Here is a 14,867-nt window from a genome sequence, read left to right on the forward strand (position 1 = left end):
TTTGAAATGGCGCAAGCTGATTTCAAACAGGTGTTTGGACATCGGGCGCATGATGTCCGGCCCCCTTCAGCCTAAGGATTCGCATGGCGCGCAAATGGTTCAAGAAATATCTGCCCGGTCCGGAAGAGATTGCCGCCAATCGCTGGCTGTCGTGGCTGGGACCGGCATTGCGCCGGCCCGATCTGTGGCATCTGCACCGGCGCAGCGTGGCGCGCGCGGTGGCAGTCGGCCTGTTCTGCGGACTGATGCCGGGCCCGACACAAATGCTGTCGGCCGGCCTGCTGGCACTGTGGTTGCGCTGTAACCTGCCGGTGGCGCTGGCCACCACGCTGTATACCAATCCGTTCACCATCGTGCCGCTGTATCTGCTGGCATACGAATACGGCAAGCTGCTGACCGGCGCGCGCGGTGGCGAGGTGGTGCCGGCGCCCGAACTCGGGCCGGACGGGATCTGGGCATGGATGGAGGCGCTGGGCCGCTGGGCCCTGTCGCTGGGGCCGTCACTGGCGGTCGGACTGGTTGCGCTGGCGCTGACGCTGGCCGTGCTCGGGTATCTGTTGACCGACTGGGGCTGGCGGTGGTACGTGGTACAGGCATGGAAGAAACGGATACGGGAACGTGGATCTGACTGAACGGAAGCTTGAATCGTCGCTGGCCTATCGGGGTCATTTCTTCAATGTGATGAAGGACACCGTGCGCCTGCCGGACGGGGCCACCTCGCAGCGCGAGTACGTGACCCACCCCGGCGCGGTCGCCGTGTTTGCCGTACTGCCCGATGGCCGTCTGGTGTTCGAGCGCCAGTACCGCTATCCGGTCGGTCGGGCGCTGCTGGAAATCCCGGCCGGCAAGATCGATCCGGACGAGTCGCCGCTGGCCACCGCCCGCCGCGAGCTGAAGGAAGAAACCGGCTATACCGCCAGCGACTGGTGGCAATTGCCAGTTGCCTATCCGTGCATCGGCTATTCGAATGAACGCATCGTCTATTTCGTCGCCGAGGGCCTGAGCCTGGGGGCGCGGGAGCTGGACCAGGGCGAATTTCTCGACGTGCTGCCACTGGCCCTGGAAGAAGTCCGGCGCCTGGCGGCCAGTGGCGAGCTGTGCGACAGCAAGACCCTGACCGGCCTGTACTGGTTCGAGCAGTTCCTCGACGGGACGCTGGCGCGTGAACGTGCCGTTTGATCGCCGGCGCGACCGGCGGCTGGGGCGGCGCCTGCCAGTCTCGCTGCCGGCGCGGATGGAGACGCTGGACGGCGACATCGACGCGCTGTGCATCGATCTCGGTTCCGACGGGCTGGCCCTGCGCAGCGATTATGTGCCGCGGGCCGGCGAGCATATCGTCATCGCCATCCAGGCGCCGGACGTCGGCGGCCAGCCCAGTGCACCGCTGCGGGTCAAGGCCGAGGTCCGGCGCTGCAATTCGGTCGGCGGCGGGCTGTACGAGATCGGTTTCCGCATCGTTGAACGGCATGGCTGACGCCCGGCACCATGCAGGATGATTCCGATTTTCCGTCGCGGCCGTGCCGGATGCGTGAAAAGCGAATTTGCCGGGCGCCACGCTGTGCTATATCCCAAGTGAGAACTATCGCGACGTTCCACACTCCAATCACAAAAGGATGCCGACCGGTACCGGAATGAACGGCCTGCCCGTCAGGGTGGGTTCCGGTGCCGAAACGCCCATAAGCACAGGAGCCAGGCCATGAACACCGACATCTTCGAACGTTTCGCCTCTCGCTACGACCGCACCCGGGAAGAGGAGTTTTCCCTCAGCGAGTACCTGGATCTGTGCAAGCAGGACGCGGGTGCCTACGCGTCTGCGGCCGAGCGCATGCTGCTGGCGATCGGTGAACCGGAACTGACCGATACCCGCTCGGACTCGCGGCTGTCGCGCATCTTCATGAACAAGGTGATCCGGGTCTACCCGGCGTTCCGTGACTTCTACGGGGCCGAGGAGGCGATCGAGCAGGTCGTCGCCTATTTCCGCCATGCCGCGCAGGGGCTGGAGGAAAAGAAGCAGATTCTCTATCTGCTGGGGCCGGTCGGCGGCGGCAAGAGTTCGATCGCCGAGAAGCTCAAGGAGCTGATGGAACGGGTGCCGTTCTATGCGATCAAGGGCAGCCCGGTCAACGAGTCGCCGCTGGGCCTGTTCAACATCGACGAGGACGGGCCGATCCTCGAGGAACAGTACGGCATTCCGCGCCGCTACCTGCGCAATATCCCCAGCCCGTGGGCGGTCAAGCGCCTGCACGAGTTCAACGGCGACATCAACCAGTTCCGCGTCGTGCGCCGCTATCCGTCGGTGCTGCGCCAGATCGGCATCTCCAAGACCGAGCCGGGCGATGAAAACAACCAGGACATCAGCTCGCTGGTCGGCAAGGTCGACATCCGCAAGCTGGAGAAGTATGCGCAGGACGATCCGGATGCGTACAGCTACTCCGGCGGCCTGTGCCTGTCCAACCAGGGACTGCTCGAATTTGTCGAAATGTTCAAGGCACCGATCAAGGTGCTGCACCCGCTGCTGACCGCGACCCAGGAAGGCAACTTCAAGGGCACCGAGGGCTTTGGCGCGATTCCGTTCGAGGGCATCATCCTGGCCCACTCGAACGAGTCGGAGTGGAAGCAGTTCAAGAACAACAAGAACAACGAAGCCTTCCTCGACCGCATCTATATCGTCAAGGTGCCGTATTGCCTGCGCGTGTCCGACGAGGTGAAGATCTACGAGAAGCTGGTGCGCAACTCGTCGCTGGGCCATGCACCCTGCGCCCCCGGCACGCTGAAGATGATGGCGCAGTTCGCCGTGCTGTCCCGGCTCAAGGAACCGGAGAATTCCAGCATCTATTCGAAGATGCAGGTCTATGACGGCGAGAACCTGAAGGATACCGATCCGAAGGCCAAATCGATCCAGGAATACCGCGATTTTGCCGGCGTCGACGAGGGCATGTCCGGGCTGTCGACCCGCTTTGCGTACAAGATCCTGTCCAAGGTGTTCAACTTCGATCACAGCGAGGTCGCAGCCAATCCGGTCCACCTGCTGTATGTGCTGGAGCAGCAGATCGAGCGCGAGCAGTTTTCGCAGGAGATCGAGCAGCACTACATGACGTTCATCAAGGAGTATCTGGCGCCGAAGTACGTCGAATTCATCGGCAAGGAAATCCAGACCGCCTATCTTGAAAGCTATTCGGAGTACGGGCAGAACATCTTCGATCGTTACGTGACCTTCGCCGACTTCTGGATCCAGGACCAGGAGTACCGCGACCAGGATACCGGCGAGTCGTTCGACCGCAATGCGCTGAACAACGAACTGGAAAAGATCGAAAAGCCGGCCGGGATCTCGAACCCGAAGGACTTCCGCAACGAGATCGTCAACTTCGTGCTGCGCGCGAAGGCGAACAATGCCGGCAAGAACCCGCACTGGACCAGTTACGAGAAGCTCAGGACGGTGATCGAGAAGAAGATGTTCTCCAATACCGAGGAACTGCTGCCGGTCATCAGCTTCAATGCGAAGGCCAGTGCGGATGATGCCCAGAAGCACGAAGACTTCGTCAACCGGATGGTGACCAAGGGCTATACGCCGAAGCAGGTGCGTCTGCTGTGCGAATGGTATCTGCGCGTGCGCAAGTCGTCTTGACGCGCGGGCGGCGGCAATTGCCGCCCCGGACTGCTCATGGAGGGGTACCGACGGTGGCCGTGGCGTCGGTACATGCCCGACTGATAGCGGGATTTGTGGGCGCGCAGTCCGCCTGATCCGCCCCGACGCCCTCCGGCCTCGCCACCGCGAGGGAACCCCGCTGCGCTCGCCCGCTCATCGTGGCGAGGCAGGGAGACGGTCCGGGGGCTCGCAGGCACCGCGCGCGTACAGGTGCAGGACCGGCGGCGACAACGCCGGCCAGCCACAGGAGAGAGAACATGTCGCACCTCATCGACCGGCGCCTGAACGGCAAGAACAAGTCCGCGGTCAACCGCGAACGGTTTCTGCGCCGTTTCAAGAGCCAGATCAAGGAGTCGGTGTCGCGCGCCATCAAGGGGCGCTCGATCACCGATATCGAAAACGGCGAGCAGGTCAGCATTCCGGTCAAGGACATCTCCGAGCCGTCGTTCCGGCATGGGTCGGGCGGCGTGCGCGAGGTCGTGCATCCCGGCAATGAAGAGTTTGTCCGCGGTGACCACATTCCGCGCCCGCCGGGCGGCGGCGGGGCCGGCGGCGGTGGCGGGAAGGCCAGCAACGACGGCGGCGGCGAGGATGACTTCGTGTTCCAGCTGTCGCGCGAGGAGTTCCTCAACGTGTTCTTCGACGACCTCGCCCTGCCGAACCTGGTCAAGACCCAGTTGCTCGGTACCGAGGAAATGAAGAGCGTGCGCGCCGGCTTCACCAATGACGGTACGCCGGCCAACATCAATATCGTCCGTTCGCTGCGCGGCGCACTGTCGCGGCGCATCGCCATGGGCGCGCCGACGCTGGCCCGGCTGGCCGACGCCGAGGAGCGGCTCGACCAGGCGATCGAGGACGACGACGAGGACGTCATCCTGGTCAAGAGCCTGCGTGACGAGGTACACAGCCTGCGCCAGCGCTTCCACCGCATCCCGTTCCTCGATCCGTTCGACCTGCGCTACAACAACCGCATCAAGCGTCCGCAGCCGACCAGCCAGGCGGTGATGTTCTGCATCATGGACGTGTCGGGTTCGATGGACGAGCAGAAAAAGGATGTCGCCAAGCGCTTCTTCATCCTGCTGTACCTGTTTCTGCAGCGGCAGTACGAGAAGATCGAACTGGTGTTCATCCGTCACCACACCAGCGCGGTCGAGGTCGACGAGCACGAATTCTTCCATTCGCGCGAATCGGGCGGCACCGTGGTGTCGTCGGCGCTGAACCTGATGCGCAACATCATCGTCCAGCGTTTTCCGACCCAGGACTGGAACATCTACTGTGCACAGGCCTCGGACGGCGACAACTGGGACAGTGACTCGTCCACCTGCGGCCGCCTGCTCGACGAGGCGATCCTGCCGCTGGTCCAGTACTTCGCCTACATCGAGATTACCGAGGGCGAACCGCAGAACCTGTGGTACGAGTACCTGCGCGTGACCGAGCACCACAAGCACTTCGCCATGCAGAAGATCCGCACTGCAGGCGACATCTATCCGGTGTTCCGCGAACTGTTCAAGAAGCAGTCGCAGCGGACCAAGTAGCGCTGTCACAGGGGGTCGCATGAACGACAACACAAGGCCCGTCTCGACGGGATCGGAATGGACCTTCCCGCTGATCGAGGACTACGATCGCGAGATCCGGCGCGTGGCGTGCGACGAATTCGGCCTCGACATCTACCCGGTGCAGCTGGAAGTCATTACCGCTGAACAGATGATGGATGCCTACTCGTCGGTGGGCATGCCGGTCAATTATCACCACTGGAGCTTCGGCAAGCACTTCGTCTCGACCGAAAAGAGCTACAAGCGCGGGCAGATGGGACTGGCGTACGAGATCGTCATCAACTCCAATCCGTGCATCGCCTACCTGATGGAAGAAAACTCGATGACCATGCAGGTCCTGGTCATCGCTCATGCCGCCTACGGGCACAACAGCTTCTTCAAGAACAATTACCTGTTCCGCACCTGGACCGATGCCTCGGCGATCATCGACTACCTGGTGTTTGCGCGGCACTACATCAGCGAGTGCGAGGAACGCTATGGCGTCGAGGCGGTCGAGGAACTGCTCGACTCCTGCCATGCACTGATGAACTACGGCGTCGACCGCTACAAGCGGCCGGCGCGGCTGTCGATGGCCAAGGAGCGGGCGCGCCAGTCCGAGCGCGAGTCCTACCTGCAGTCGCAGGTCAACGACCTGTGGCGCACCATTCCGCGCCGCGCCAGCGCGGATGGTGCCAGCGAGGCAGTGCGCTTTCCGGCCGAGCCGCAGGAAAACCTGCTGTACTTCATCGAGAAATCCGCCCCGCTGCTGGAGCCGTGGCAGCGCGAAATCGTGCGCATCGTGCGCAAGGTCGCGCAGTATTTTTATCCGCAGCGGCAGACGCAGGTAATGAACGAGGGCTGGGCGACGTTCTGGCACTACACCATTCTCAATCGCCTGTACGACAAGGGCCTGCTGACCGATGGCGCGATGATGGAGTTCCTGCAGTCGCACACCAATGTCGTGTACCAGCCGCCGGTGACCAGCCGCTACTACAACGGCATCAATCCGTATGCGCTGGGTTTTGCCATGTACCGCGACATCCGGCGCATCTGCGAACACCCGACCGACGAGGATCGCGAATGGTTCCCGGATATCGCCGGCACGCCATGGCGGGAGACGCTCGATTTTGCGATGCGCAACTTCAAGGATGAAAGCTTCATTGCCCAGTACCTGTCGCCGGCGCTGATTCGCGAGTTCCGTTTCTTTGCCGTGCGCGACGACGACAGCGAGGAATCACTGTACGTGCCGGCCATCCATGATGCGGATGGTTATCGCAAGGTGCGGCAGACGCTGGCCGATCAGTACGACATCAGCACCCATGAGCCGAACATCCAGGTCTGGTCGGTCAATGTGCGCGGCGATCGCAGCCTGACGCTGCGTCACTTCGAGCACAATCGCCGGCCGCTGACCGACAGTGCGGACGAGGTGCTGAAACACGTCGCCCGGCTGTGGGGCTTTGATGTACGGCTGGAAAGCGTCGATCCGGACGGGCGCGTGACCCAGACCCGCTCGTGCCGGCCGGAGCACTCGCCAGTGGTGTGAACTCAGGCGGCGGGCAACCAGCCGCCCAGTTCGCGAGTGGTCAGGTCGGCCAGTGCGGCGATCCATGCCGGGCTGTCGTTCAGGCACGGGATGGCGTGGAACACCTTGCCGCCGGCGTCGAGGAAGATCTGCTTGCCCTCGATGCCGATTTCTTCCAGCGTTTCCACGCAGTCGGCGACAAAGCCGGGGCAGGCGACATCCACCCGGCCGACGCCGTCGCGGCCAAGCTGTTCCAGTGTTGCCGCGGTATACGGCTGCAGCCACTCGGCACGGCCGAAGCGGGACTGGAAGGTGCAGCGCCACTGGTCGTCGGCCAGTCCCAGCGCCGTGGCCAGCCGGCGGGCGGTGTCCTGGCACTCGTCGTAATACGGGTCGCCCAGTTCGCGCGTGCGGCGCGGCATGCCGTGGAAGCTGGTGACCAGCACGTCCGGGCGGCCGTGCTCGCTCCAGTAGGCATCGATGCCGTGTGCCAGCGCGTCGATATAGCCAGGGTCGTCGCCATAGTGCTTGACCAGCCGCAGCGCCGGGATGTCGCGCAGGGTCAGCATCAGCCGGCACACCTCATCCCATACCGTCGCCGTGGTGGCCGCGCAGTACTGCGGATACAGCGGCAGCACCAGCAGCCGGTCGACGCCCTGTGCCTGCAGGCGGGCAATGGTGGAACGGATTGCCGGCTCGCCATAGCGCATCGCATAGTCGACCACCAGCCCGTCATGACCGCGTGTGGCCAGCGCCCCGGCCAGCAGGCGGGTCTGCTCGCGGGTGTAGACGTCCAGTGGCGAGCCGTCGGCCAGCCAGATGGACGCGTATTTCTCCGCCGATGCCCTGGGTCGGGTGTTCAGGATGATGCCGTTCAGGATCGGCTGCCACAGCAGCGCCGGCAGTTCGACCACGCGCCGGTCGGACAGGAATTCACGCAGGTAGGGTTTGACCGCAGCGGCGGTCGGTGCCGTCGGGGTGCCGAGGTTGACCAGCAGCACACCGATCTTGTCGGCGGAACGGGAAGTTTCGGTCGCTTGGCTCATGACGAAAGGGAAGGGGCGGCAAAGCCCCGATGCTAGTTGATTTGCCGGTAAAAAGCCCGCCGGATGATGATCGGGCTGTTTATTCCTGCGGGGCCGGCGCGAGCACGGTGCGGTTGCCATTGTGCTCGGCCGCCGAGACCAGACCGGCCGTTTCCATCTGCTCGACCAGTCTTGCCGCACGGTTGTAGCCGATGCGCAGGTGGCGCTGGACCGACGAAATCGACGCCTTGCGTGTCTTCAGCACAATGGCGACTGCCTGATCGTACATCGGGTCGTTCTCGCCATCCTCGTCGCCGTCGGTCGCGGCAAAGCCGGGAATGTCGCCGACGGCGGACGCGGTGTCCATCGCCGCCTCACCGGTCAGGATGCCCTCGATATAGTTGGGTTCGCCGGTGGTTTTCAGGAATTCGACCACATGATGCACCTCGTCGTCGGCGACGAAGGCGCCATGCACGCGCTGCGGATAGCCGGTGCCCGGCGGCAGGAACAGCATGTCGCCCATGCCGAGCAGCGCTTCCGCCCCCATCTGGTCGAGAATGGTGCGACTGTCGACCTTGCTCGACACCTGGAACGCGACCCGGGTCGGGATATTGGCCTTGATCAGGCCGGTGATCACGTCGACCGACGGGCGCTGGGTGGCGAGGATCAGATGGATGCCGGCTGCACGCGCCTTCTGCGCCAGCCGGGCGATCAGCTCTTCGATCTTCTTGCCGGCGACCATCATCAGGTCGGCCAGTTCGTCGATCAGCACCACGATCATCGGTTCGACATCCAGCGGCTCCGGCTGCTCCGGCGTCAGGCTGAACGGATTCGGAATAGACTCGCCGTTTTTGGCTGCGTCGCGGATCTTCTGGTTGTAGCCGGCCAGGTTGCGCACACCGAGTTTGGACATCAGCCGGTAGCGGCGCTCCATCTCGGCCACGCACCAGTTCAGCGCATTGGCCGCCTGCTTCATGTCGGTCACCACCGGCGCCAGCAGATGCGGAATGCCTTCGTAGATCGACATTTCCAGCATTTTCGGGTCGACCATGATCAGGCGCACTTCTTCCGGCGTGGCCCGGTACAGCAGCGACAGGATCATGGCGTTGATGGCGACCGACTTGCCGGAACCGGTGGTGCCGGCCACCAGCACGTGTGGCATTTTTGCCAGGTCGGCCACTACCGGCTTGCCGGCGATGTCCTTGCCGAGCACCAGCGTCAGCTTGCTGCTGGCGCTCTGGTAGGCGTCGGCGCCGACGATTTCCGACAGGCGGACGATCTGGCGCTTCGCATTCGGCAACTCCAGACCCATGTAGGTCTTGCCGGGAATGGTTTCGACCACGCGGATCGACACCAGCGACAGTGCGCGCGACAGGTCCTTCATCAGGCTGACGATCTGCGCGCCCTTGACGCCGACCGCCGGTTCGATCTCATAGCGGGTGATGACCGGGCCCGGGTAGGCCGCAATGACCTTCACATCGACGCCGAAGTCGGCCAGCTTGCGTTCGATCAGCCGCGATGTGTATTCGATGGTGTCCGGGCTGACGGTCTCCTGCACCGCCGGCGGGGGCGCCAGCAGCGACAGCGATGGCAGCGCGCCGGAACCGGTATCGTGCACCGGCGGGTCGAACAGTGCCTGCTGCTGCGGCGCACGGCGCTTTTCCTCCTGGCGGACGGCCTTGGCCGATACCGGAATCTCCAGCACCGGCGGTTCGATCCGCACCGGCGCCTTGTCTTCCTGGCGTTTCTTTTCCTGCTTGATGGTGACGTCGCGCTGCTGTGCCGTTTCACGACCGATCTTGCGGTCCTGGCGGGCTTCCCACGCATTTTTCAGCTTCAGCAGGCCGTCTTCGATCGCGCCGCCGACCCGCTCCATGACATCAAGCCACGACAGCCCGGTAAACAGCGACACGCCGACTGCCCAGCCGAGCAGCAGGATCAGCAGGGCACCCATCGGGCCGGTCAGGGTACGCAGGCCAAAACCGACAAAGTGGCCGAGCATGCCGCCCGGCGCCAGCGGCAGGTCCAGATGCACGCCGTTCAGCCGCAATGCCTCCAGCCCGCTGGAGGCAATCAGGACCAGCAGGAAGCCGCTGCAGGTAATGGCCGTCACCCGGTCGAGCGCCGGCGACAGCCGGCGGATCTTGCGATAGCCCCAGACGATGGCGCTGCCGAAGAACACCACCAGCCACCAGGCCGACAGGCCGAAGATGTACAGCAGCAGATCCGAGAAATAGGCACCGAACTGCCCGCCCCAGTTGGTCGCCGCCAGCTGGCCGCTGGCACTGTGTGACCACGACGGATCGCTGGGCGAGTAGCTGGCCAGAATCAGTACCAGATAGACGCCGAACGCGACCATCGCCAGCCACCAGGCTTCCTGCAGGAGGCCTGCAATCTGGGGGGGTAAGGGGGTCGGCGCATTTTTGACGACGGCCTTGCGTTTGAAGAAGCGCATGCTGGTCCGACTGGAAAAAACCCCCGGATTATATGCGAAAGCGCGACGCTTGCCGCCAGTCCCTGCAGGCCGGCGAGGAATCCCGGCGCCCCTCCTGCGCCCAAACCTGCACAGTATGACAATGACGACGTGCGGACGAGCGAAGCGAGGCTCTCTCGCGGCGGCGAGAGCGGGGAGAGTGGGGGTGAATCAGGGATCCTGCCGTGCCCTGCAGCCAGCGCAATCAGCCGGGCCTGTACCGGCGCCACTCGATCCGTCAGCACCCAGGACTGCGCAGCAGGCATGCCACGAAGAACGGACGAGCGAAGCGAGGCTCTCTCGCGGCGGCGAGAGCGGGGAGAGTGGGGGTGAATCAGGATCCTGCCGTGCCCTGCAGCCAGCGTAATCAGCCGGGCCTGTACCGGCGCCACTCGATCCGTCAGCACCCAGACTACATGGCAGGATAAATCGCGCCGAGCACGCGCGGGCCGGCCGCGCCGGTAACGCCGGGCAGATTGCCGGGCTCGCGGCGGAGGCAGGCGCGCGCCAGCCAGGCGAAGGCCAGTGCCTCTACCTGCTGGGGTGGCACGCCGAGCCGGCCGGTGTGTTCGAGCCGCACGCGTGGCGTCAGCCGGCGTGCAAGCCGGTCCATCAGATCGCGGTTGAAGGCGCCACCACCGCAGACGAAGACCGCGTCGACGTCCGGGCTGCAGGCGAGAATCGCGTCGGCCACGCTGGCAGCGGTCAGTTCTGCCAGCGTGGCCTGCACATCAGCCGGCGCTTCGGTGCCGGACAAGCGGGCATCAAGCCAGCCGGGCGAGAACAGATCGCGGCCGGTGCTCTTCGGTGCCGGCGCGGCGAAATACGGGTCGGCCAGCAGCCATTGCAGCAGCGCGCCGTCGACCCGGCCACTGGCGGCCCAGTCGCCATTCTGGTCGTAGCTGCGGCCAGTGTGGCGCTGGCACCAGGCGTCCAGCAGCATGTTGGCCGGGCCGGTATCGAAGCCGATGACCGGCCGGGCCGGATCGAGCCGGGTCAGATTGGCAATTCCGCCAAGATTGAGAATGACACGGGACTCGCCACTGGTGGCAAACAGCCCGGCATGGACGGCCGGTACCAGCGGCGCGCCCTGGCCGCCGGCCGCCAGATCGCGGCTGCGGAAATCGGCGACAACGTCGATGGCACAGCGCTCCGCCAGCAGGGCGGGCGCGTTCAGTTGCAGGGTATAGCCGTGCTGTGGTGCGTGGCGCACGGTCTGGCCATGGCAGCCGACCGCACGGATCGCCGTCGCCGGCATGTCGCAGCGTGCCAGCACGGCGTCGACGGCGTCGGCATACAGCGCGCCCAGCATCAGTGACAGGCGCAGGCTTTCGTCCAGCGCGTCGCCATCGCCGCCCGGCGCCTGCAGCGCCAGCAGGCGCGGCGCCAGTCCGGGCGGATACGGCCGGTGGGCATCGCCGACCACCCGGGGGTGCCCGCCGGCGAAGTCGGCCAGCACGGCATCGACGCCGTCCATGCTGGTGCCGGACATCAGGCCGATAAAGTATTCGGAAGGACCGGACATGAAAAACCCCGCGCGTTGGCAACGGGGTGATTGTAGCGGTTGCCGGCCGCCGGAGTCAGTCCAGCCGCGCCAGCGTGATGGTGTTCGGCGCGCTGGCGACGACGTCGATCTGCTGGTTCAGCGCGACATTGGCCTTGCGGAATGCACTGAGCGCGCTGGCGGTCAGACGGGGCGCCGGCACGGCATTCACCGTCGGATCGACCGGCGTGCCGCCAACCCGGACCTCGAAGTGCAGGTGGGCGCCGGTCGACCGCCCGGTCGAGCCGACATAGCCGATGATGTCGCCGGCCTTTACCGTCTGGCCACTGCGGTAGTTGCCGAACCGGCTCATGTGCGCATAGACGGTTTCATAGCGGTTGTTGTGGCGCAGGCGCACCACATTGCCGTAGCCCGATTCGGTGCCGGCGTTGGCGACCGTCCCGTCGGCTGCCGCGCGGATCGGGGTACCGGACGGCGCGGCGTAGTCGATGCCCTGGTGCAGGCGCAGACCGCCGAGCACCGGGTGGCGCCGGTAGCCGAAGCCGGAACTGACGCGTGCATTGTCGACCGGGCGGGCATCGAAGCCCTTCTGCAGCGGCTGGCCGTTGCTGTCGTAATAGCTGCCCGACTCGTCGTCGTGTGCCGCGTAGTACGCATGCCAGGTACGGTTGCCGCGCTTGACCTCGGCGGCCAGCACGCGGCCGGCGCCGATGGTTTCGCCGTCGTAGTACAGGGTCTGGTAGACCAGGTTGACTTCGTCGCCGCGCTGCAGCGAGTCGAGGTCGATCTGGTCGGAGAAAATTTCATCGAGCTGGGCGCGGACATCCTTCGGCAAGCCACTGCTGGCCGCCGAACTGGCAAACGACTTCAGCACGCGGACCGACGACGGCGTGTCGATGGCCACCGCCTCGATGGCATCGGCATTGACCGCCCATTCGCCCGATGCGGTCTTGCGGATGTTGATGAGGTTCTTTTCGCCGTTCTGGTCATCCTTCAGATAACGGACGGCAAACAGCTCGCCGGCGTCATCGGTCTGGATATGCAGCGTTTCGCCTGCCGGCAGGCGCAGCAGGCCCTGGCCGACGCGGCTTTGCTTGATGAACCCCATGGCTTCGCTGGCACTGACGCCCATGCGCTGCATGACGCCGGACAGTGTATCGCCGCGCGAGATGGTGTCGGCGCGCCAGTAGCGCGTGCCGCTGGACGCCGGCATCTCGAAGCGCGGCAGGGCCAGCGACTGGGTAACGGTTTCCACCTGCACGTCGAGGCTGGCATTGCCCGGCGCCACGGCGAATGCGGTGGCGACGCCGAGCAGCAGCGGCATGGCCGCAACGGCGAGCCAGCCGGCATGCGCCAGATGGAAGTTGTATTCGTGGTTTTGCGGGAATCTGAGCAGTTTGCGATAATCCATTGTGCTGGTCTTTAGCTTGGTTGCATGCCTCTCCGCACGCGCCCAAGGTTCGGTGACCGGGAGCCCCGGCCGCTCCCTGCTTGCCGGGACCCGTCGAGTAGGGGTCGAAACAGCGCACGATTCTATAAGAAATCGCAGGCATGGTGAACCGGATTTTTGCAATGAAAATTACATAAATCAAGTGCTTGTCGATATGCCGGCGGCCAGAATGGCCTGCCCTCCACCCCGCTCCGCACCCCGTGTGGCGGGGATCAACCCTTGTGCCGCGCGGTCTGCGGCGTCGATGGATCCCATGAAAGAACTCCTGCTTTTTCTCGGCAAACTGGTCGCCCTGTTTGTCACCGCATCCGGTTGGGTGGTGCTGTTCGGCATCGGCTGGACCTATTTCACCTACGTAAAACCGTTCTATGACGAAGCAGGTGTCATGCGGCAGCAGTTCGAGCAGGCGGTCGTGGCCGGCGATACGGTGCCGGCGCTGGAGAAGCGCTTCGCCCCGCCGCCGCCGGCTGCCGGCCATCCGCCGCTGGCGGCGCCGGAAATCGAGCGCATTCCGCCTGAAAAGGGCGGCGGCATTCCGCGCTACGTCATGCGCTGGCAGCGTACCGCCGGTCCGCTGGTGGTGTTCGGCATCGTGTTCCACTTCAGCGCCATTGCGCCGAATCCGAGCATGAACAACGGCCAGCCGTACGGGCAGCAATGACGCTGGACCTGCTGCTGCCCGGGCTGGCGTGGCCGGCCGACAATGTCAGCGACGTCACCCGCGACCTCGACCTGCCGGCACTGGGCTGGCTGCTGTCGCGGGCGACGCTGTCGCCGCACGCGACAACGGCATTCGAGGAGGTGGCCGCCGGCCTGTTCGGGCTCGAACAGGCACCGGTGGCGCGGATCGGCGGCCTGGCTGACGGTCTCGACACCCGGCAGGGGCACTGGCTGCGGGCCGATCCGGTGTTCCTGCGGCCGGAACGCGATGCACTGGTGCTGGCCGACAGCGGGATCATGCATATCGAACAGCGCGAGGCCGATGCACTGGTCGCGGCACTGAACCGTTTCTTCGTCGGGGACGGGCTGGTCTTTCATGCTCCGGCGCCGGATCGCTGGTATGTCGAGCGGCCATCGCCGTTTGGCGCCAGCTTCACCCGGCTGGAGTCGGTGATCGGTGACAATATCGACCGTCACCTGCCGCGTGGCGCCGAAGCGATGCAGTGGCACCGCTGGCTGAACGAAGTGCAGATGCTGCTGTTTGCCGAGCCGGTCAATGCCGAACGCGAAAGCGCCGGTGAGCCGGTCATCAACAGCGTCTGGTTCTGGGGCGAGGGCGACTGGCCGTCGGTCACGCCGACCTCCCGCTACCGGCAGGTGCTGGCGGATGCGCCGCTGCTGCGCGGACTGGCTTCGCTGTCCGGAGTCGAAAGCGGTACGGCGCCCTTTGCCTTTGCCGGACTGCCGGCCGGAGCGATGGACGGCGATACGCTGGTGCTGATCGACCGGCTGGAGGGCGCGGCGCAGTATCGCGATGCCTGGGGCTGGCGTGAGGCGCTGCAGGCACTGGAGCGCGACTGGTTCGTGCCGCTGGCTGCCGCGCTGCGGGCCGGCCGGCCCGGTCATCTGCGCATCCTGGTGCCGGGTCCGCGCGGTTTCAGCGCTACACTGACGCCGGCCGCGCGCTGGCAATGCTGGAAACGGCCGCGTACGCTGGCCCGATTGTTGTAATTCTTCCGCGAGCCATCGCCGTCCGCTTCCGTGGCGGCGTGGCG

Annotated in this window: 12 protein-coding genes; 8 read left to right on the forward strand and 4 right to left on the reverse strand. The window is 65.0% G+C overall.

All coding sequences use genetic code 11. The annotated features are described in order from the left end of the window. Nucleotides 1-83: 83 nt before the first annotated feature. The 6 genes from Q352_RS0103975 (at nucleotide 84) to Q352_RS19700 (ending at nucleotide 6,721) form a co-directional block, all read left to right on the forward strand. The gene (locus Q352_RS0103975) at nucleotides 84-632 is read left to right on the forward strand and encodes a DUF2062 domain-containing protein (RefSeq protein WP_028498454.1); all 549 of its coding nucleotides are present in this window, start codon (nucleotides 84-86) and stop codon (nucleotides 630-632) included. Then, complete coding sequence (locus tag Q352_RS0103980; protein WP_028498228.1) at nucleotides 619-1,179, forward strand: NUDIX domain-containing protein; 561 nt, start codon at nucleotides 619-621, stop codon at nucleotides 1,177-1,179. The genes Q352_RS0103975 and Q352_RS0103980 overlap by 14 nt, the downstream gene beginning before the upstream one ends. Further along, nucleotides 1,163-1,474 carry a PilZ domain-containing protein gene (locus tag Q352_RS0103985; protein ID WP_028498229.1) on the forward strand — a complete coding sequence of 104 codons (312 nt, stop codon included), beginning with the start codon at nucleotides 1,163-1,165 and terminating at the stop codon, nucleotides 1,472-1,474. The genes Q352_RS0103980 and Q352_RS0103985 overlap by 17 nt, the downstream gene beginning before the upstream one ends. Nucleotides 1,475-1,696: 222 nt before the next feature. Beyond that, entirely contained in the window at nucleotides 1,697-3,625 is a 1,929-nt protein-coding gene (locus Q352_RS0103990) for a PrkA family serine protein kinase (RefSeq protein WP_028498230.1), read from the forward strand. A gap of 278 nt (nucleotides 3,626-3,903) precedes the next feature. Next, nucleotides 3,904-5,181 carry a YeaH/YhbH family protein gene (locus Q352_RS0103995; protein WP_028498231.1) on the forward strand — a complete coding sequence of 426 codons (1,278 nt, stop codon included), beginning with the start codon at nucleotides 3,904-3,906 and terminating at the stop codon, nucleotides 5,179-5,181. A 19-nt stretch (nucleotides 5,182-5,200) separates the two neighbouring features. Beyond that, complete coding sequence (locus tag Q352_RS19700) at nucleotides 5,201-6,721, forward strand: SpoVR family protein (RefSeq protein ID WP_036385223.1); 1,521 nt, start codon at nucleotides 5,201-5,203, stop codon at nucleotides 6,719-6,721. A 2-nt stretch (nucleotides 6,722-6,723) separates the two neighbouring features. Here the strand turns inward: Q352_RS19700 and hemH are convergent, their stop codons facing one another. From hemH to Q352_RS0104020, 4 genes are all read right to left on the reverse strand, one after another. Further along, on the reverse strand, nucleotides 6,724-7,746 hold the full coding sequence (gene hemH, locus Q352_RS19705) for a ferrochelatase (RefSeq protein ID WP_051528665.1): 1,023 nt from the start codon (nucleotides 7,744-7,746) through the stop codon (nucleotides 6,724-6,726). A 79-nt stretch (nucleotides 7,747-7,825) separates the two neighbouring features. Further along, on the reverse strand, nucleotides 7,826-10,180 hold the full coding sequence (locus Q352_RS0104010; protein WP_028498232.1) for a DNA translocase FtsK: 2,355 nt from the start codon (nucleotides 10,178-10,180) through the stop codon (nucleotides 7,826-7,828). A 430-nt stretch (nucleotides 10,181-10,610) separates the two neighbouring features. Continuing rightward, the gene (locus Q352_RS0104015; protein ID WP_028498233.1) at nucleotides 10,611-11,723 is read right to left on the reverse strand and encodes an anhydro-N-acetylmuramic acid kinase; all 1,113 of its coding nucleotides are present in this window, start codon (nucleotides 11,721-11,723) and stop codon (nucleotides 10,611-10,613) included. Nucleotides 11,724-11,778: 55 nt separating this feature from the next. Then, nucleotides 11,779-13,113 carry a M23 family metallopeptidase gene (locus tag Q352_RS0104020; RefSeq protein ID WP_028498234.1) on the reverse strand — a complete coding sequence of 445 codons (1,335 nt, stop codon included), beginning with the start codon at nucleotides 13,111-13,113 and terminating at the stop codon, nucleotides 11,779-11,781. A gap of 292 nt (nucleotides 13,114-13,405) precedes the next feature. Here Q352_RS0104020 and Q352_RS0104025 point away from each other — a divergent pair, with 292 nt between their 5' ends. Together Q352_RS0104025 and Q352_RS0104030 are read left to right on the forward strand one after the other, a co-directional pair. Beyond that, a complete protein-coding gene (locus Q352_RS0104025; protein WP_028498235.1) occupies nucleotides 13,406-13,813 on the forward strand; it encodes a hypothetical protein in 408 nt (135 codons plus the stop codon). Next, nucleotides 13,810-14,823: a hypothetical protein gene (locus tag Q352_RS0104030; protein WP_028498236.1), complete on the forward strand. Its 1,014-nt coding sequence runs from the start codon at nucleotides 13,810-13,812 to the stop codon at nucleotides 14,821-14,823. Before Q352_RS0104025 ends, Q352_RS0104030 begins: the two co-directional genes overlap by 4 nt. The last annotated feature ends 44 nt before the right edge of the window (nucleotides 14,824-14,867 follow it).

Source organism: Microvirgula aerodenitrificans DSM 15089 (assembly GCF_000620105.1).
GTDB classification, from domain to species: domain Bacteria; phylum Pseudomonadota; class Gammaproteobacteria; order Burkholderiales; family Aquaspirillaceae; genus Microvirgula; species Microvirgula aerodenitrificans.

Coding starts and splice junctions, on each gene's coding strand:
- Q352_RS0103995 (WP_028498231.1), top strand. CDS start 3,904: ATGTCGCACCTCATCGACCGGCGCCTGAACGGCAAGAACAAGTCCGCG.
- Q352_RS0104030 (WP_028498236.1), top strand. CDS start 13,810: ATGACGCTGGACCTGCTGCTGCCCGGGCTGGCGTGGCCGGCCGACAAT.
- Q352_RS0103990 (WP_028498230.1), top strand. CDS start 1,697: ATGAACACCGACATCTTCGAACGTTTCGCCTCTCGCTACGACCGCACC.
- Q352_RS0104025 (WP_028498235.1), top strand. CDS start 13,406: ATGAAAGAACTCCTGCTTTTTCTCGGCAAACTGGTCGCCCTGTTTGTC.
- Q352_RS19700 (WP_036385223.1), top strand. CDS start 5,201: ATGAACGACAACACAAGGCCCGTCTCGACGGGATCGGAATGGACCTTC.
- Q352_RS0104015 (WP_028498233.1), bottom strand. CDS start 11,723: ATGTCCGGTCCTTCCGAATACTTTATCGGCCTGATGTCCGGCACCAGC.
- Q352_RS0104020 (WP_028498234.1), bottom strand. CDS start 13,113: ATGGATTATCGCAAACTGCTCAGATTCCCGCAAAACCACGAATACAAC.
- Q352_RS0103975 (WP_028498454.1), top strand. CDS start 84: ATGGCGCGCAAATGGTTCAAGAAATATCTGCCCGGTCCGGAAGAGATT.
- hemH (WP_051528665.1), bottom strand. CDS start 7,746: ATGAGCCAAGCGACCGAAACTTCCCGTTCCGCCGACAAGATCGGTGTG.
- Q352_RS0104010 (WP_028498232.1), bottom strand. CDS start 10,180: ATGCGCTTCTTCAAACGCAAGGCCGTCGTCAAAAATGCGCCGACCCCC.